The organism is Roseobacter sp. YIN89 (assembly GCF_057219365.1).
On record NZ_JBXVVD010000001.1, the window covers coordinates 542,779 to 558,137 of the forward strand.

20 protein-coding genes, 1 tRNA gene and 1 pseudogene are annotated in these 15,359 nt (G+C 55.7%); 17 read left to right on the top strand and 5 right to left on the bottom strand.

Annotated elements, in window-relative coordinates; genetic code table 11:
• Positions 1-677 precede the first annotated feature (677 nt).
• Both AC2D8V_RS02715 and AC2D8V_RS02720 read right to left on the bottom strand, forming a co-directional pair.
• On the bottom strand, positions 678-1,052 hold the full coding sequence (locus AC2D8V_RS02715) for a hypothetical protein (protein WP_484731971.1): 375 nt from the start codon (positions 1,050-1,052) through the stop codon (positions 678-680).
• Between the two features lie 2 nt (positions 1,053-1,054).
• Positions 1,055-2,107 carry a hypothetical protein gene (locus tag AC2D8V_RS02720; protein ID WP_484731972.1) on the bottom strand — a complete coding sequence of 351 codons (1,053 nt, stop codon included), beginning with the start codon at positions 2,105-2,107 and terminating at the stop codon, positions 1,055-1,057.
• Positions 2,108-2,290: 183 nt separating this feature from the next.
• On the opposite strand from AC2D8V_RS02720, the gene AC2D8V_RS02725 reads away from it, so the two are divergent.
• The 6 genes from AC2D8V_RS02725 to AC2D8V_RS02750 are packed head-to-tail and all read left to right on the top strand — an operon-like array spanning position 2,291 to position 6,319.
• Positions 2,291-2,677, top strand: a complete 387-nt coding sequence (locus tag AC2D8V_RS02725; RefSeq protein ID WP_484731973.1) for a hypothetical protein — start codon at positions 2,291-2,293, stop codon at positions 2,675-2,677.
• Entirely contained in the window at positions 2,677-3,675 is a 999-nt protein-coding gene (locus AC2D8V_RS02730; RefSeq protein WP_484731974.1) for a hypothetical protein, read from the top strand. The genes AC2D8V_RS02725 and AC2D8V_RS02730 overlap by 1 nt, the downstream gene beginning before the upstream one ends.
• Entirely contained in the window at positions 3,672-4,361 is a 690-nt protein-coding gene (locus AC2D8V_RS02735; protein WP_484731975.1) for a hypothetical protein, read from the top strand. The genes AC2D8V_RS02730 and AC2D8V_RS02735 overlap by 4 nt, the downstream gene beginning before the upstream one ends.
• Positions 4,362-4,375: 14 nt before the next feature.
• Positions 4,376-4,684 carry a hypothetical protein gene (locus tag AC2D8V_RS02740; RefSeq protein ID WP_484731976.1) on the top strand — a complete coding sequence of 103 codons (309 nt, stop codon included), beginning with the start codon at positions 4,376-4,378 and terminating at the stop codon, positions 4,682-4,684.
• Positions 4,677-6,065, top strand: coding sequence for a type IV secretory system conjugative DNA transfer family protein (locus AC2D8V_RS02745; RefSeq protein WP_484731977.1), 1,389 nt, complete (start codon positions 4,677-4,679; stop codon positions 6,063-6,065). Before AC2D8V_RS02740 ends, AC2D8V_RS02745 begins: the two co-directional genes overlap by 8 nt.
• A complete protein-coding gene (locus AC2D8V_RS02750; RefSeq protein WP_484731978.1) occupies positions 6,062-6,319 on the top strand; it encodes a hypothetical protein in 258 nt (85 codons plus the stop codon). The genes AC2D8V_RS02745 and AC2D8V_RS02750 overlap by 4 nt, the downstream gene beginning before the upstream one ends.
• On the opposite strand, the gene AC2D8V_RS02755 is transcribed toward AC2D8V_RS02750, so the two are convergent.
• On the bottom strand, positions 6,316-6,564 hold the full coding sequence (locus tag AC2D8V_RS02755; RefSeq protein WP_484731979.1) for a hypothetical protein: 249 nt from the start codon (positions 6,562-6,564) through the stop codon (positions 6,316-6,318). The two genes, AC2D8V_RS02750 and AC2D8V_RS02755, sit on opposite strands and share 4 nt — an antisense overlap.
• Positions 6,565-6,632: 68 nt before the next feature.
• Between AC2D8V_RS02755 and AC2D8V_RS02760 the strand changes: the two genes are divergently transcribed.
• The 3 genes and pseudogenes from AC2D8V_RS02760 to AC2D8V_RS02770 all read left to right on the top strand — a co-directional run.
• Complete coding sequence (locus AC2D8V_RS02760; protein ID WP_484731980.1) at positions 6,633-7,124, top strand: hypothetical protein; 492 nt, start codon at positions 6,633-6,635, stop codon at positions 7,122-7,124.
• A 111-nt stretch (positions 7,125-7,235) separates the two neighbouring features.
• Positions 7,236-7,565 (top strand): hypothetical protein, encoded by a 330-nt coding sequence (locus AC2D8V_RS02765; protein ID WP_484731981.1) that lies wholly within the window; start codon positions 7,236-7,238, stop codon positions 7,563-7,565.
• Between the two features lie 18 nt (positions 7,566-7,583).
• Positions 7,584-8,627: pseudogene (locus AC2D8V_RS02770) on the top strand (recombinase family protein); the annotation flags it as partial.
• A 499-nt stretch (positions 8,628-9,126) separates the two neighbouring features.
• Here AC2D8V_RS02770 and AC2D8V_RS02775 read toward each other — a convergent pair.
• Positions 9,127-9,201: transfer RNA gene (locus AC2D8V_RS02775), tRNA-Thr, on the bottom strand.
• An 86-nt stretch (positions 9,202-9,287) separates the two neighbouring features.
• Here AC2D8V_RS02775 and AC2D8V_RS02780 point away from each other — a divergent pair.
• The 8 genes from AC2D8V_RS02780 (at position 9,288) to AC2D8V_RS02815 (ending at position 14,541) form a co-directional block, all read left to right on the top strand.
• Positions 9,288-9,467, top strand: a complete 180-nt coding sequence (locus AC2D8V_RS02780; RefSeq protein ID WP_484731982.1) for a hypothetical protein — start codon at positions 9,288-9,290, stop codon at positions 9,465-9,467.
• A 1-nt stretch (position 9,468) separates the two neighbouring features.
• Positions 9,469-10,737: a UDP-N-acetylglucosamine 1-carboxyvinyltransferase gene (murA, locus tag AC2D8V_RS02785; RefSeq protein ID WP_484731983.1), complete on the top strand. Its 1,269-nt coding sequence runs from the start codon at positions 9,469-9,471 to the stop codon at positions 10,735-10,737.
• Positions 10,734-11,201 (top strand): DUF2948 family protein, encoded by a 468-nt coding sequence (locus AC2D8V_RS02790; protein WP_484731984.1) that lies wholly within the window; start codon positions 10,734-10,736, stop codon positions 11,199-11,201. The genes murA and AC2D8V_RS02790 overlap by 4 nt, the downstream gene beginning before the upstream one ends.
• 4 nt (positions 11,202-11,205) lie before the next feature.
• Complete coding sequence (gene hisD / locus AC2D8V_RS02795; RefSeq protein WP_484731985.1) at positions 11,206-12,507, top strand: histidinol dehydrogenase; 1,302 nt, start codon at positions 11,206-11,208, stop codon at positions 12,505-12,507.
• A gap of 81 nt (positions 12,508-12,588) precedes the next feature.
• On the top strand, positions 12,589-13,068 hold the full coding sequence (locus tag AC2D8V_RS02800; RefSeq protein ID WP_484731986.1) for a UPF0262 family protein: 480 nt from the start codon (positions 12,589-12,591) through the stop codon (positions 13,066-13,068).
• The gene (locus AC2D8V_RS02805; protein ID WP_484731987.1) at positions 13,069-13,530 is read left to right on the top strand and encodes an arsenate-mycothiol transferase ArsC; all 462 of its coding nucleotides are present in this window, start codon (positions 13,069-13,071) and stop codon (positions 13,528-13,530) included.
• Between the two features lie 23 nt (positions 13,531-13,553).
• Positions 13,554-13,955: a ketosteroid isomerase-related protein gene (locus tag AC2D8V_RS02810; RefSeq protein ID WP_484731988.1), complete on the top strand. Its 402-nt coding sequence runs from the start codon at positions 13,554-13,556 to the stop codon at positions 13,953-13,955.
• A gap of 1 nt (position 13,956) precedes the next feature.
• Positions 13,957-14,541 carry a GNAT family N-acetyltransferase gene (locus AC2D8V_RS02815; protein WP_484731989.1) on the top strand — a complete coding sequence of 195 codons (585 nt, stop codon included), beginning with the start codon at positions 13,957-13,959 and terminating at the stop codon, positions 14,539-14,541.
• A gap of 9 nt (positions 14,542-14,550) precedes the next feature.
• Here AC2D8V_RS02815 and AC2D8V_RS02820 read toward each other — a convergent pair whose 3' ends face one another.
• Positions 14,551-14,943, bottom strand: a complete 393-nt coding sequence (locus tag AC2D8V_RS02820) for a hypothetical protein (RefSeq protein WP_484731990.1) — start codon at positions 14,941-14,943, stop codon at positions 14,551-14,553.
• Between the last annotated feature and the right edge of the window lie 416 nt (positions 14,944-15,359).

Here is a 15,359-nt window from a genome sequence, read left to right on the forward strand (position 1 = left end):
CCAGCCTCTGTGAAAGGAATATCCACAGGCCAGGTCTCGATGAAGTCGTCTCCACGATGTGGTCATGGGGGTATCGGGGGTAGCAGGAACGCTCCCCTGATCGGGGATCAATCGAGCGCTCGATTGTGCATGGTTCGGTGTCGGTGGAGAAGCAGTTCTCCAAGTCCGACGAGCTGGGTTCGGGGGCGGCGATAGGCCCCTGGGAGTGATCCATCTTCGGCAAGATGGCGGCATCCAAACCGCGCAGGGTTGGTCTCGATGAAATCGCCTCCATGGCATGGTCTGGGGTCTTGGGGGCAGGAACGCCTGCCAAGTCGATGGGTGCAGGGAGAGCGAAGTCTCCTTGCTGAGTGATTGATCGGCGATACGATCCATTGGCTCTGAAACGGGTTCAACGCCCTGAAAGAGCCAGAGCCTGGGGGATGCAACGGGGGTGCGCAGCGGCCCCCTTGCCAAGATGGTTTTGTACTACAAAACACATCTTGCGGGTGCGGATGAATAGCCAAAATCTGCTCTCTCTGGGTGTCGTTGCGCAGGTCTATGGCCATGAGAGTTCAATGGATTCTCTCTAGGTGTCAAAGCCTAGCGGTGTAGTACACGATACGAGATGAAGAGATGGCGCGATTTGCCGACGCAGTGTCGCCTTGGGTGATCAGCCTCGGCTCCGCGTCTCTCGACTAAACGGGCCGGATGTTCGGTTCTTGCCAGTTCATGTCGGGATGACGATGTTTCATAATTCGCCTGACGATTTGCGGAAAAGGACGTGCATGCAGGAGAGCATCCTTGCCAAAGTCATCCGTGATCGTTGTGTCGATGTCGGGCTTGGTTAGTAGATGCGCTACCATCCTTTCAAGACCTCTGCCCGATGCTGCCATGAGTGCCGTCAGCCCGCTATCTTCGCGTTGCGCGTTAATCTGGGTAGGATCATAGGATAAGATGCGATCTACGCCTTTGAAGTCGTTGCGGATCGCGCAAGATACAATATCTCCGCCTACATCGCTTGTTGTTGTACCATAGTCACTCATAACAATATGTTTTGGCTTGGCGGTCATCTCTAAACCTCCGAGCCCAAGGTGTTTTTCATTTCAAATGCAATATTAATGAAATCAGCACTTAAGCTGATTTCTTTATTCATATTAGCATAGTGATTGGCGTCTTTGCAAAAGGCAAAACCACGCCACATATCTTGCCCTGAACCTTCTAGCGCTCCGTGAGTGACGTATTCAAACTCATCTGGACTCCCGCTGCCAACGCGCTGGATTTGGAGATTGGTCAGGCAAGGAGTATAAAGTACTCGGTCACGAAGAACGCACGATAAGGTGGCGCTACTTGAATTAGAGCTAGGCATTGAGAGCATGCCAATGCCACTGAAAATCTTGGTATCCTCTGGGGCTTTCCTGTCTAGCCTGGAACGCAATTTCTCCATTGCGCCATGTTCTGCAGTATCAGCACGCAGGTATTTCCCCAATAGCGGAAACTCGACTTTATGCACGATGCAAAATTCTTTGCTTAGACTGGCTCTTACCATGAATACTGGAATTGTTGTTTCCCAAATGTCCTCGCCAGTCCTCCCTTTTCGGAACTGTGAGATCGATATCTTTGGGTTTGAGACAAAAATTCCGTCGATTGATTGAAGGACGTCCAGCCTGTCGCTCGAACTTTGCTGCGCATCAGGTTCACGGGATAGGAATGCTCTGAAAACAGAAACCAGCTCTACGATGGGTGTTTCTGTGCCAAAGGATGCGGCAAGAGAAGGATACTTCTTCTGGAAAAATGCATCGAGAACAGAGAACTTCGCGGTTTCGATCTTTCTCTTTGGGCCTGATGGCTCTTGGTCTTTCTTTCCAAGAAACCCATAGATGTCATCCTTGGATAGCGTATCTGTTGTAAGTTGTCGGCCTTTGGCGTTTTGGAAGTGAACGCCTTCGGCCTCCCAAGCTCTGAAGCTCTCAAAGATGTGCGAGTGATACGCACGGTGCCCCATGCCGAGAAGCTCCATGTCCTCGACCAACGCGACCCATAGCCGAAAACGGTATGTTTGCGAATAATCGGTTCGCGTTCGGATAACGTTCTTTCTTAGCTCGACCGCTCTCAACTGATCCTCCATCGCCGAATTCACTTTTCAGTTGCTCAAGCCCTTGGTCAACCGCTTGTAGCTTTCCTCTCTTGATCTTCAGCGCTTGTTAAGCGGTTTCAGCGCTTCCTCAGCGGGCGGGCGAGAAATCTTCCTGACATCCTTGGTGATACGGCCAACGCACAAGCGCTGGCCAGTCAAACTGAGGAAGACACCATGATTTTCATGCTCACGAGGCGCTTGTTCTTCAGGCGCAAGAAGAAGGCCAGCAAGGCCAGTCCGTCACCTGAACCCAAGACCAAGCCTGCCATGCAGGTTGCCACAAAGCGCGACGTTCCCGCGTGGCAGCAAGTCTTGACCGCGTCTCTCAAGGCGAACGCGCTCGCCCCGTCAGAAGAGGTGATTCTGCATGCGTATGATCTCTACTGCGAGGAACTGAACGCACCGTTCAATGAGCGCCGCCAGCTGATGAGCGAGCGCTTTTCGAACATCGCTTCTGGCTTTGCCCGCATCCAGTCCCTCGCGCCCGACATGGTCGAGCGAGCGGCAGCAAAGCATCGCCTCGAACTGAACCGCACGCTCGATCACAAGGGGGATTTCTGATGCCTGCCTTTCGAACGGGAAGTGGTCTGGACAAGCTCATGATTGTCCTGAGCGGCCTAGAACATGAAGTGCGCATCGCGATCCACCGCAGGCGCGTGGCCGTGATCGTCGGCAGCTTTTTCGCTGCGATCTTTGTCGCGTTGCTGATCGGCGAAACGCTGTTTGCGACGCTGATGTTTTCGATCATTCAGGTCGAAGTCTTGGGCAAAGTCGTCTCGGGCGCTGCCTTTGCTTTGATGGTACCCGTGGTGATTGCCACGGTGCATGTGAAGCTCCACCATGAGAGCGACTACTTCACCAAAATGTGGCTGAAGAATCTGAGCGCGATTGGCGTTCTCGTTTTCGCGCTCGGCATGTCGCTGATGGTGGGCTACTCGGCATGGCAAGCGGCGCGCGATGCTGTCTCGTTCGTATCAACGGGTCCAACGGGAATGCTGGGCGCGCGCGCCATCGATGCGGCTCCAGCCGAGACAGCGGGCTTTGCCAGTTGGATCAGCGTTATCCCCAACGGCCTGCTGTTTCTTGGTCTGTCCTTCGGGATGATCATCACGATCTACTTTGCCTCGTTCTGCCTCGGACGGGCACTGCAGGCCTTCAATCTCTTGACCCTCACGCCGCCGATCAGCGCAGAGCTCAAGATGAGCGTCGATGCAATCAAGAGCGAAATGACCGCTTTCCGCGCAATGCAAAGCGAAGACGAAGCGGCGCGGTGGAAGATGCCTCTCGATATGAAGCACAAGTTCGCCCGTGAAGCGTTTCATGCGTGTTGGGAGGTCCTGCAGGCCAAGCTTGCAGCGGCGCAGCGCAATTTTGATCCGATGCGCATGGATGACCCGCTGGCGCTGGCCTTCCACGACGCCGATGCGGCCACCATCCCAAGCAGGTTCAAAACCGAAGAAGAGTTCTGCCGCCACATGGCGGATCAGATCGACCAGATGCGCATCCACAATGTGCTGCGCATCCTCACAGGCCTTCCCGAAAAAGGAGATACGCAATGACTTTCAAAGAGATCACTTTGGCTGCCAGCCTCACGTTGGCAGCAAGTAGCGCCACGGCTCAAGACGATGTCAGCGCAACACTATTTGCCGTCGATATCTCGGGCTCAGTCGGCCACCTGTTTGATCAGATCGTGGCCGATGAAACGGCAGAATATGCCGAAGGCTATATTGCAAGGCTCGATCATCCGCACAGGCTTTGGATGCTGTCTTTCGGTGAGCCAGGTTTGGCTCACCGTATCATCAACATCAAAGCAACCTTATCGGATCGACGCGCCTCGAACGCGCGCACTTTGTCAGCGCAGTTCGGCGGATATTTTCGCGCCCTGCCTGGGCTTGTGCAAAGCGGTGATCTGAGCCCGCAAAACACAACCTCGATCATCGAGTTTTTGGAGGCTATCGAACCTGTCTGCGCACGCGGTGGCACGCGCATTGTCATGTTTACCGATGGCATCGAATGGAGTTCCACGGTCGATGGCCGTGCCTTGATGAGCGGCGCTGCGTCTCTCCCTGCGCCGCGCGATGAATACTTGCGCGGCTGTCATGTCGAGATGCTTGGCGTTGGCCAAGTCAAAGGCACGCTGAGCGCCGAAGGTTTGGCAGGCCGTCTTGTTCCTCAGTGGGAAGAATTCCTCGAAGCGGCAGGCGCGGAGACGGTTCTCGTCACTGGCAGCTTCTTCAACTTCTAAGGAGGGTTCTTCCGATGGAAATCAGCGCGCCATCCAAAAGCGGCATCCTGATCATCAACGGCTATCTGCTCCAAGCCTTTTTGTTTGGTGCGTGTGCTTGGTGGCTCTGGCCGTCTTCACCTGAATGGTGGGGATTTGGCGCGCTGAGTATCGGCCTTGGGGCGGCCTCCTTGAACAAGCTGCTGATGGCGCTGCGCGCGATGGTCAAACTCTATGCCCGCGAAAAAGAACTGGCACGATTTGCGGCTACAAGCCGCGCGCCTGCGCCGTCTGACCTTGCCGATCACAATGCCCTGAAAGATGCGGGTATGATCGATGACTAAACCCGTCAAACGACTGCTTGGAACAACATTTCTGACGGGTGAACCGATATTCGCGCCGCGTGACTCTCATAGTGTGCTGCTCTCTGCGGCTGGCGGTGGAAAGAGTACCTGCGGGGCAATGTCGTGGCTGCTGTCTCTATTGCCAGATATCAACAGAGCAATAATCATAAATGACTGCAAAGATGGCGAATTGGCCATTCAGTCTGCAGAGACATGCGCACGTTACGGGCGCAATGTTGCGATCCTGGATGAAACGGCCATCACAGGCGAAGATAATCCGTTTCGCGTTGACTTGTCTCCCTATGGCAGCGTGCGCGATGCTTTTGAAAAAGAAAATGGGGAGTTGGTCTTTGCCATCGATAATGCCAACCATGCGCTGATCCCTGAGCCGCCAAATGATGGCAAGAACCAATATTTCAGGGACGAGCCGCGCACGCTTTTGGAGTTCTGCAAGAACGAACTCTTAAGCGGTGATCCCCGCATGCTGACCCCTGGCATGGTGTGGTCGATGCTGGCCAATCCTGACGTGCTATTGAGCGCTGCGCGCATTGCCGTCGAAGATGGTGATGAGGTGCGCAAAGCCCTCGGCGTGCATGTTCTCGACATGCACGAGAATAAAGAACATTGGGGGCAGCACCGCGCTGCTGCCCTAAAATCCCTACGAATTTACAGCGCAGGCAGTCCGCTCCATCGGGCAGGGCGTCATGCAAAGCTAACGCACGAAGACCTTATCCGTGGCCGTTATGTGGTCTTCATCGTCGGACCGCAGCGTCATATGGCGCGCCTCGGCCCGCATTATGCGTTGCACCTGCAATCCTTCATCGATGTTGTGTTGTCGGGCGCGGGCGTGCCAGTTGATTTCATCCTGGATGAGGCAACCAACGCGCCGCTCAAGTCCCTGATCTCGGCCATGACGGTTATTCGCGGCTACGGCGGCAACCTGCATTTTATCGCGCAGTCACGTTCCGAGATTCAGCGCGCATACTCCGATAAGGAGACGGCCACGATTGAAGAGAATGCTGTTGTAAAACAGTATTTTGGTTTCTCATCCTTTGAAGAGTGCGAGCGCGTCTCGCGCGCCATCGGCGAAACCCTGGTGCAGCAACACAGCCTCAGCCTGAGCAGCGCGGGGCTCGACTACAATGCGAGCATTGGCACCAGCAAGGATCGCCGCATTCCTGCTGAGCGTCTCATGCGGATGAAACCGAATGAGCAACTGATCCATGTGAAAAATGTCGGCTGGATACTCTGCGAAAAAGTTGGCCAGCACCAAATTGCCCCGTTCTGTCACGGCGAGCTTGCGGCCAACCCTTTGGAAGGCTCGCAACGGCCAGCCGATCCGAAAGTTACCATCGATATTGAGAAGGTGAGCGGATCATGAAGCCGCGTTTCATCAAGCTCAGCTATTTCTTCTGGCTCATCGTGCCCGTGAGCCTCTGGCTGACCTATCAGGCGTTCGGTCTGCCGCATGCGATCTGGTCCTACGCGTGGATCGATGAGGGGCAAGGCCAGGACGTTTTTGCGCATCGCACCTACACGCGCTGCCTCTTCATCGGTCCCTACGGTGAATTCGAGCGGCCTGCCGTGAACGGCAAGTGCGGCTGGGTTCGGTTTTTCAAAAAGGAGGCGCGCTAATGCACGGCATGAGAAGGCATGGGCTCTCGCCATTCGAGCTTCAGGATGGAGGCAAGCTCAATGCGCACAAGGTTCTTCATGACGTAGAGAACAGTTTCTTCGTCCGTTTTGCCGCTCGCAATATCGCGGTCGCACTTTTCGCGGGGGATCAGGATCAAGCCGAAGGGTTTGATTTCCTTCCAGAAGGTCTCGTAATCCATTGGCTCAAGCCACGCCACTACATCATCGGCATCTTTAAATTTCATCGCGAGACGATCCTACCAGATCGGATTCTTCGAACGCAAATTTCGCTCTCTTTGGGCGGGCTGATCTGATGGCCAGCTTGTCTCAGGAAGTCAGGGAGTTGTTCGAACCGCGCACTGAATTGCAAAAGCTGCGCATTCAGGCCGCCAAGCTTTTGAACGATGATGAATGGGCCTCTTACAAGAAAGTCACGGGAGCGCTCCATCAGGAGCGCAGCGCTGCTCAGCGTGCCTATGAGGAAGAGTTTGACGGACGCGTTGCCAAAGTCAGTCAAAGGCTGATCAACGAAGCAGGTTCGGTAAGACGCCACCTTACGCCGCGTGGTTTTGGCGGCGATAGGTTCAACCGCGATCAGATTTTTCGCCAAGCCAAGCTTGAAGTGCGCGCTGCGCACAAGTCCGACATTGCGAAAATCGATCTGCGAGAGACCGAAGCAACGCGTCTTTGCCTGGATAAGGCGCTGCAGCGCGGCCAGCAGCGCGAGAAGCTGATCGGTGATTTTCAGACATCAACTGATCGGCGGTTGGGTCAGGAACGGCGCACGCGTTCATGGAGCCGATGATGATAAATCCAAGACGCAAAAACCGCTGTAACCCGCAGAAATTAGGGATTTTTCGCGGATTATGGTATAATGGGGCAAGGTGTAAAAACCTGCCTCCGAAAGGAGGAAGTGATGTATGACGATGATAAAAACAAATCAGGCCAAGACGGCCTGAGCCCTAAATTTGACCTTTCCGCAAGGCCGACTATGGCGGTCGATGTGGAGAGATACCAAAAGTTTCTCGATGGATCGGATATGAGCCCAGCGGAGAAGGAAGAGTTCCTTCAAACGCTCTGGCAGATCATCGTGAACTTTGTCGAGCTCGGCTACGGTGTCCATCCACTCCAAGAAGTCTGTGGAAAAGATGCGGGAACGGTCTCTGGCCGTGCCAAAGAGGCGATGGATGCGGTAAGCTCAGGGAAAGCTGAACAAGAAGAACAACCGAAGAGGCCGACCCCATAAGGGCGGTCTGGAGATGCCATGAAGGATGAATACACAAAAAGCACTGAACTGAGACACGCGCTGATCTATTGCCGCGTGTCTTCGACCAAGCAACGGCTGGAAGGCAGTGGCCTTGAGAGTCAGGAACAGCGCTGCCGCGCCTATGCTGACGAGAAAGGCTACAACGTCGAAGCGGTCTTTCCTGATGATGTCAGCGGCGGCGGTGATTTCATGCGCCGCCCTGGGATGGTGGCGCTGCTCAGCTACCTCGATGCGCAGCGTGGCAAGCCGTATGTTGTGATCTTTGATGATCTCAAGCGCTTCGCCCGCGATACCGAATTCCACCTCAAGCTCCGCCGCGAGTTCGCAACACGCGGCGCGACCATCGAGTGTCTGAATTTTCGCATTGAAGACTCGCCCGAGGGCAAGTTCATCGAAACCGTGATCGCCGCGCAAGGCGAGTTGGAGCGTGAACAAAACCGCCGTCAGGTCGTCCAGAAAATGAAGGCGCGAGTTGAGAATGGCTTTTGGGTCTTCCGTGCGCCTGTAGGCTATCGCTACGTGAACGCCCCCTCAGGTGGCGGCAAGGTGCTTGTCCCTGATGAGGTACTTGGTCCCATCGTGCGCGAAGCGCTCGAAGGCTATGCGAGAGGGCACTTTGCGTCTCAAGCCGAAGTGCAGCGCTTCTTGGAGAGCAAGCCGCAATATCCCAAAGATAAGAAGGACGGCACGCTGCGTCCAATGACGGTGAACAGGCTTCTCAAGAAGGCCGTCTATGCGGGCTATGTCGAAGCCCCGAATTGGGGCGTGAGCCTGCGCAAGGGCCAGCATGAAGGGCTGATCAGTTTCGAGACCTTCCAGAAGACTCAGGATGTCCTTGAAGGCAAGAAGCGGCGCTATCCAGCGCGCAAAGACCACAACGAAGATTTTCCGCTGCGTGGGTTCGTGCGTTGTGACTGCTGCGGCAACGCCATGACGGCGGCGTGGTCAAAGGGCATGACCAAGTACTACGCCTATTATCGATGTGAGACGCGCGGCTGCGAAGCCAAGAGCAAGTCGGTGCCACGCGCCAAGATGGAAGACGCCTTTGCCGAGATCATGAAAGCGCTGACGCCTGCAGAGGGGTTCTTTGAACTCGCCAAGGCCATGATGCGCGATGCCTGGGACAAGCGTTTCGCCATCGCGCAAGGTGAGAAGACGGCGCTCAAGAACCAGATTGATGATCTGAACCGTCAGATCGAAAGCCTTTTGGATCGCATAGTTGAGGCCAACAACGCCTCGGTCGTCAGCGCCTATGAGGACAAGATCGAGAAGCTCGAACGAGACAAGATTCTGCTCAAGGAGAAGATCGACAATGCCGTCCCTGAAAAGGGTCGTTTCGAGGATTGTATGGAACTCGCCTTGCGGTTCCTTTCAAGCCCTTGGAAAATATACAATAATGGTGACTACGCTATGCGCCAAACCGTGCTTCGGTTGGCGTTTGCTGAGCCACTTCGATACTGTCCAAATGGTATGTATGGAACTCCCGAATTATCCTTCCCTTTCAAGTACTTAGGGGGATTCTTGGGGCAAAAAAGCGAGATGGTGCTGCTGCGGAGATTTGAACTCCGGACCTCTCCCTTACCAAGGGAGTGCTCTACCCCTGAGCTACAGCAGCGCCGATGCGCTGGGTGATTAGACCTTATCCTTGATCGGTGCAAGCCTAATCTGGACCCTTCCGAGCCCCTGAGATAGACAGCGCTCATGGCATCGAAAAAGACTGATGAAACAGACAAGAAATCCGGAGCGTCGCGTGAAGACAGGCTGAAGTCTGCGCTGAAGGCAAACCTTGCGCGGAGAAAGGCTCAAAACCGGACCCGTAAGGCGTTGGACGGCGACAACGAGACCCATCCGGCAGCATCCGGGCAGGACAAGGAAAACTAACATGGACTCGATTCTCGTAAGGGGCGGTAACCCGTTGAAAGGGCAAATCCCGATCGCTGGCGCAAAGAATGCCTGCCTGACACTGATGCCCGCGACGCTACTATCGGAAGAGCCGCTGACGCTGACCAATGCGCCCCGTCTGAGCGACATTCGAACCATGTCGCAGTTGTTGCAATCGCTTGGTGCCGAGGTGACGTCCTTGCAGGGTGGTAAAGTACTGGCGATGTCGAGCCACGATATCAACAACCTGACCGCAGACTATGAAATCGTGCGCAAGATGCGCGCCTCTATCCTCGTTCTGGGGCCTTTGCTGGCCCGCTTTGGTCAGGCAGTCGTATCGTTGCCCGGCGGTTGTGCCATTGGTGCCCGTCCGGTTGATCTGCATCTCAAGGCTTTGGAAACGATGGGTGCGGAACTGGATCTGCGGGATGGGTACGTTCACGCCAAAGCGCCGAAAGGTCTTAAGGGGGGCACGGTGGATTTCGACTTTGCTTCCGTGGGTGCTACCGAAAACGCACTGATGGCTGCAAGTCTGGCCAAAGGAACGACCGTGCTGAACAATGCCGCACGGGAACCGGAAATTGTGGATCTGGCCCGCTGCCTGAGATCCATGGGCGCGCGGATTGACGGAGAGGGCACGTCGACGATCACAATTGAAGGGGTAGACCGGCTGGGTGGTGCCACTCATTCCGTGGTGACTGACAGAATCGAACTGGGCACCTATATGCTTGCACCAGCCATTTGTGGCGGCGAGGTTGAGCTATTGGGCGGGCGCATCGAATTGCTGCAGGCGTTTTGCGAAAAGCTCGACGCGGCCGGGATCGATATTACCGAAACCAAGAACGGTCTGAGCGTGAAGCGCCGCGACGACGATATCGCGGCAGTAGATGTCACGACCGAACCGTTTCCCGGTTTTCCGACAGATTTGCAGGCGCAGATGATGGCCTTGCTTTGCACCGCGCGGGGCACGTCAGTTCTGGAAGAAAAGATTTTCGAGAACCGATTCATGCACGCACCTGAACTGATGCGCATGGGCGCGGATATCGACGTGCACGGCGGCACTGCTACCGTACGCGGTGTCAGTCGCCTGAAAGGCGCCCCGGTCATGGCAACTGATTTGCGCGCTTCAGTATCGCTCATTCTGGCTGGCCTCGCGGCTGAGGGAGAAACCCGTGTCTCGCGGGTGTACCATCTTGATCGCGGATACGAGCACGTGGTGAGCAAACTTTCCGGCGTTGGCGCGGATATCGAAAGGATTTCTGACGCATGACGGATGCACGATTTGAAGATGGACGCGAGGCTCCGTTGAACCTTGGCGCGATGGATGCCGAAGATCTTTCGGTTTTGTCGGGCCTGGTTCAGGATTCCGTTTTTCCTACGACCGAAATGCGGTGGAACCGCAAAACCGGCCAATTTGCCCTTTTGCTGAACCGTTTCCGCTGGGAGGAGGGGGTCGCACGCAATACACGACCAGAACGGGTGCAGTCGGTACTGGCCTTTGAAACCGTGCGCGGTGCTGCAAGCAGTGGCTTTGATCGTAATGACGCAGACCTGGTTCTTTCGATCCTTTCGATGTCGTTTGAGGCACAAGAGGCGCCTTCAGGCTTTATATTGTTGACCCTTGCCGGCGATGGCGCCATCCGTCTCGAAGTAGAGGCAATTGAGGTCACATTGAAAGATGTCACCAAGCCCTACATTGCGCCATCGGGCAAGACGCCCGATCATCCGGACTGAAGGTATGCCCCAATTTCTCTCTGCCAGTGACCCGGACTTCGCCTCTCGGTTCGAAGCCCTTTTAAACGCTAAACGTGAGGACAGCCCTGACGTGGATGACACTGTGGCTGCCATCATTGCCGATGTGCGGGCGCGTGGCGACGCGGCGCTGCTGGAATTAACCGCGCGTTTCGACCGGTTGGATTTGGCGGCGGACCAGTTGCAGATCAGTGCTTCAGAAATCGACGAGGCGGTAGCCAACACTCAGTCAGAGGAAATCGAGGCTCTCGAACTGGCGGCACATCGTATCCGGGCGTACCATGACAAACAGCGCCCGGAAAACGCCTCGTGGAAGGATGATACCGGCGCAACACTTGGATGGAGATGGACACCTGTGTCGGCCGCAGGCTTGTATGTGCCCGGTGGTCTGGCGTCATATCCCTCTTCGGTTCTGATGAATGCCATCCCAGCCAAGGTGGCGGGAGTGCCGCGTCTGGCCATGGTGGTCCCCAGCCCGGATGGTGTTCTTAATCCGCTGGTGCTGGCTGCCGCGCGCTTGGCCGGTGTGGATGAAATCTACCGTATCGGCGGCGCACAGGCGATTGCCGCGCTCGCCTACGGCACGCAAACCATTCAACCGGTCGACAAGATTACAGGACCCGGCAATGCATTTGTCGCAGCTGCCAAGCGTCGGGTTTTTGGCAAAGTCGGTATCGACATGATCGCTGGCCCCTCGGAAATTCTTGTCGTTGCTGATGGTGACAATGATCCTGACTGGATCGCGCTGGACCTTCTCAGTCAGGCAGAACATGACGAAAGCGCCCAGTCGATCCTGATCACAACTGATGCGCAGTTTGGCGTGGCCGTCGCAGAGGCCGTGGAAAAAAGGCTGGAAACGTTGCAACGGCGCGAGATCGCCGGGGCGTCGTGGCGCGATTTTGGGGCGATTATCACGGTGCCTGATCTGGAGGTAGCGGTGCGCCTCACGGATCGCATTGCGCCTGAGCACCTTGAGCTTTGTGTGGCGGATGCCGAAGGGTTGAGCGACAAGATCACTCATGCTGGGGCAATCTTTCTTGGTCCTTGGACGCCAGAGGCGATTGGAGACTACATCGGTGGCCCCAACCACGTTTTGCCAACCGCACGGTCGGCGCGGTTCTCGTCCGGACTGTCGGTGATGGACTTTGTCAAGCGCACGACCTTGGCCCGAATGACGCCTGCGTCTCTCAGGGCGATCGGACCGGGCGCAGAAACTCTGGCGCGCACCGAGAGCCTTGAAGCACACGGCTTGTCTGTGACAGCCCGTTTGCGCAAACTAAACGACTGATATTATGGCGACACTGTTGCCAGACGCGGCTGAACCAGTTTAATCAGGCCGGGTTCACCAACCTCGGGAAATCTAACCCACATGTCTTATATTTCGCACATCTTCCTCGATGATTCCGGCTTGCCGCCTCCCACGCCGGAGATCGAGCAGGAACGCAAGGTCGCTATGTTCGATCTATTGGAAGAGAACACCTTTGTTCTGCCCGTACGCGATGGCCGCGCAGTGCCGGAAGGGCCGTACCGCGTCGGGCTTGCGATACGCGACAAACGTCTTGTCTTTGATGTTATGACCGAGACGGACGAAAAGGCCGCAGAATTCCATCTTTCGCTGGGACCGTTTCGACAAGTCGTAAAGGATTACTTTCAAATCTGCGAAAGCTATTTTGATGCCGTCAAAAAGCTGCCACCAAGCCAGATCGAAACAATCGATATGGCGCGGCGCGGTATCCACAATGAGGGTAGTCGGGTGCTGCAAGAGCGGCTGGATGGCAAGGCCGAGGTGGATACCGATACGGCGCGCAGACTTTTCACCCTGATCTGTGTGCTTCATTTCGGGGGTTGAATGAGCGACAGCCTGCCACAATCGGTTTTGTTTTGTTGCGATCACAACGCAGTCCGGTCTCCCATGGCCGAAGGCATCATGAAAAAATTCTACGGCACCGGCACATATGTGCAATCAGCCGGGGTCACGAATGACTTGGAGATTGACGGCTTTTCCATTGCAGTTTGTCAGGAAATGGACGTCGAACTCTCAAGGCATCGCAGCCGCAGCTTTGACGAAATGGAAAATTGGGGCGACGATCTGGGATCATTTGATCTGGTCATAGCTTTGAGTCCGGCAAGCCAGCGGCGCGCGCTGGAATTGACGCGTTATTATAGCCTTGAGGTCGAGTACTGGCCGATCTTGGACCCAACAGGGCTCGGTGAGACACGCGATGCAAAGCTGGCAAGCTACCGACAGGCCAGAGACCAGATTCGCGACAAGCTGGTGGAGCGTTTCGGGCAGCCAACTGAAATGATTTGACCGGCGATAGCGGAGACAACGGAATGCCTGCGATAGTTCGACGTTATTTTAACGCCTTCAACGCAAAGGACGTAGACGCGATGCTTGCGTGCTTGACTGATGATGTTGCACATCACGTCAACGAAGGTGGAACACGCCATGGCAAGCAGGCCTTCAAAGAGTTTTGCGCTCACATGAACCGCTGCTACGACGAGACGCTATCGGACATCGTATTCATGACATCTGCTGACGGAGCGCGCGCCGCAGCTGAATTTACCGTAAACGGCACATATCTGGAGACAGACGGAAGTTTGCCTGCTGCCAGCAAGCAGACATATGTCCTGCCCGCGGGTTCATTCTTTGACATCCGTGACGGGCTGATTTCGCGGGTGACAACGCGCTACAACCTCTCTGACTGGATCGCACAGGTGTCAGGAAAAACCTGATATGCTTGACGTGCGCCGATTGTCCCGACCGCAAGTGGTTGGCGCGCTGCCGGAGCTTGCGCAACTGCGTATCGAGGTCTTTCGCGATTTTCCCTATCTCTACGTTGGAGACGCCGAATACGAGGAAGCGTATCTCGCGCCATACGCTGACAGCGACGATGCGGTTATCATCGGCGCTTACGATGGGCAGTCATTGGTCGGCGCGGCAACAGGAATGCCGCTGTTGATGCATGACGATAACTTTGCCGCCGCTTTTGCCGAAAAAGACTATGACCTGTCGCAGGTTTTTTACTGTGCGGAAAGCGTGCTGCGCCCTGCGTATCGGGGGCGCGGCGTCGGGCACGCTTTTTTTGATCACCGCGAAGCGGCCGCACGTGCAATGGGCTGCACTTTCAGTACTTTTTGCGCGGTGTTGCGCGCCGAAGATCATCCTGCGCGTCCTGCTGGCTACCGTTCACTGGAGCCTTTCTGGCTGACGAGGGGGTATCGATTGCTACCGGGTATTGAGGCAAAGTTCGAATGGAAAGATGAAGGCGACCAAGTGCAGACCGCAAAGCGCATGCAGTTCTGGGGCAGGCCGATCTGATCGCATATGCTAGGCTGTGCAGAGCTCTCGCGCGGTATCGGCAAATACCTTCCAGTTGTCCCAGAAGCGGCGGTCACCTGAGGCGTCGGATTGTCTTGTTTCCTGCAGCGCATCGATGTTGCCAAAATATCGGGCGCCACGCGCCTGATCAGACGGTGATAGCGTGAGGTCTGCAGCGGCCTGAATACATGTACAACGCACTCTGGTGGCCTGCGGGCGTCCATGAAACAGACATGCCTCGCTGATTGGGCCAGTTGCACGGCGCGTTGTCGTGTCGTTTATCTGTGGCACTGTTGCGACGCCAGACGCTCCGGTGCTGCTTGCTCCGGAAGAACCGCCACATCCCGCAAGTGACATCAGGCCGACCAAGGCAAAAGACAAAGAAACCATGCGCAATCTCATGAGCAAACTATGGCGCATACAAACGGGCCACGCAATCATATCGAGATCACGAATTGGCCGTGTCTTGGCATTATCGAAAGATGGGAAAGTGCAGTATGATCAACAGTCCGAAAGAGGACCTTTTGATCCGCACAAAAAGCGAAAGGCGCCAGGGGATCGGACCGAAATCCAGACCCGTGCCTTGCGGCACATCCTGACGCCTTCTTGAACCTCAGCATCCCCCCAGAGGGCGACATTTGGCCCAGCTTGCAACGCGCGTCTCCACCCGCTGCCGGACCGCCGGTGTTTCAGCACCCACGTCCCCCGCATCAACCCCGTCATCGCTGCAGTGACCAAGTTCTTCTTGCGAAGTTCCTTACCACTACCTTGCGCTGACCCCCGCTGCCCATTCGCTACAAGGCTTTCACCCTCATGCG

What these genes read in the sequence shown, in the direction of transcription:
- AC2D8V_RS02715 (WP_484731971.1), bottom strand. Translation starts at nt 1,052, where the DNA reads ATGACCGCCAAGCCAAAACATATTGTTATGAGTGACTATGGTACAACA.
- AC2D8V_RS02720 (WP_484731972.1), bottom strand. Translation starts at nt 2,107, where the DNA reads ATGGAGGATCAGTTGAGAGCGGTCGAGCTAAGAAAGAACGTTATCCGA.
- AC2D8V_RS02725 (WP_484731973.1), top strand. Translation starts at nt 2,291, where the DNA reads ATGATTTTCATGCTCACGAGGCGCTTGTTCTTCAGGCGCAAGAAGAAG.
- AC2D8V_RS02730 (WP_484731974.1), top strand. Translation starts at nt 2,677, where the DNA reads ATGCCTGCCTTTCGAACGGGAAGTGGTCTGGACAAGCTCATGATTGTC.
- AC2D8V_RS02735 (WP_484731975.1), top strand. Translation starts at nt 3,672, where the DNA reads ATGACTTTCAAAGAGATCACTTTGGCTGCCAGCCTCACGTTGGCAGCA.
- AC2D8V_RS02740 (WP_484731976.1), top strand. Translation starts at nt 4,376, where the DNA reads ATGGAAATCAGCGCGCCATCCAAAAGCGGCATCCTGATCATCAACGGC.
- AC2D8V_RS02745 (WP_484731977.1), top strand. Translation starts at nt 4,677, where the DNA reads ATGACTAAACCCGTCAAACGACTGCTTGGAACAACATTTCTGACGGGT.
- AC2D8V_RS02750 (WP_484731978.1), top strand. Translation starts at nt 6,062, where the DNA reads ATGAAGCCGCGTTTCATCAAGCTCAGCTATTTCTTCTGGCTCATCGTG.
- AC2D8V_RS02755 (WP_484731979.1), bottom strand. Translation starts at nt 6,564, where the DNA reads ATGAAATTTAAAGATGCCGATGATGTAGTGGCGTGGCTTGAGCCAATG.
- AC2D8V_RS02760 (WP_484731980.1), top strand. Translation starts at nt 6,633, where the DNA reads ATGGCCAGCTTGTCTCAGGAAGTCAGGGAGTTGTTCGAACCGCGCACT.
- AC2D8V_RS02765 (WP_484731981.1), top strand. Translation starts at nt 7,236, where the DNA reads ATGTATGACGATGATAAAAACAAATCAGGCCAAGACGGCCTGAGCCCT.
- AC2D8V_RS02780 (WP_484731982.1), top strand. Translation starts at nt 9,288, where the DNA reads ATGGCATCGAAAAAGACTGATGAAACAGACAAGAAATCCGGAGCGTCG.
- murA (WP_484731983.1), top strand. Translation starts at nt 9,469, where the DNA reads ATGGACTCGATTCTCGTAAGGGGCGGTAACCCGTTGAAAGGGCAAATC.
- AC2D8V_RS02790 (WP_484731984.1), top strand. Translation starts at nt 10,734, where the DNA reads ATGACGGATGCACGATTTGAAGATGGACGCGAGGCTCCGTTGAACCTT.
- hisD (WP_484731985.1), top strand. Translation starts at nt 11,206, where the DNA reads ATGCCCCAATTTCTCTCTGCCAGTGACCCGGACTTCGCCTCTCGGTTC.
- AC2D8V_RS02800 (WP_484731986.1), top strand. Translation starts at nt 12,589, where the DNA reads ATGTCTTATATTTCGCACATCTTCCTCGATGATTCCGGCTTGCCGCCT.
- AC2D8V_RS02805 (WP_484731987.1), top strand. Translation starts at nt 13,069, where the DNA reads ATGAGCGACAGCCTGCCACAATCGGTTTTGTTTTGTTGCGATCACAAC.
- AC2D8V_RS02810 (WP_484731988.1), top strand. Translation starts at nt 13,554, where the DNA reads ATGCCTGCGATAGTTCGACGTTATTTTAACGCCTTCAACGCAAAGGAC.
- AC2D8V_RS02815 (WP_484731989.1), top strand. Translation starts at nt 13,957, where the DNA reads ATGCTTGACGTGCGCCGATTGTCCCGACCGCAAGTGGTTGGCGCGCTG.
- AC2D8V_RS02820 (WP_484731990.1), bottom strand. Translation starts at nt 14,943, where the DNA reads ATGAGATTGCGCATGGTTTCTTTGTCTTTTGCCTTGGTCGGCCTGATG.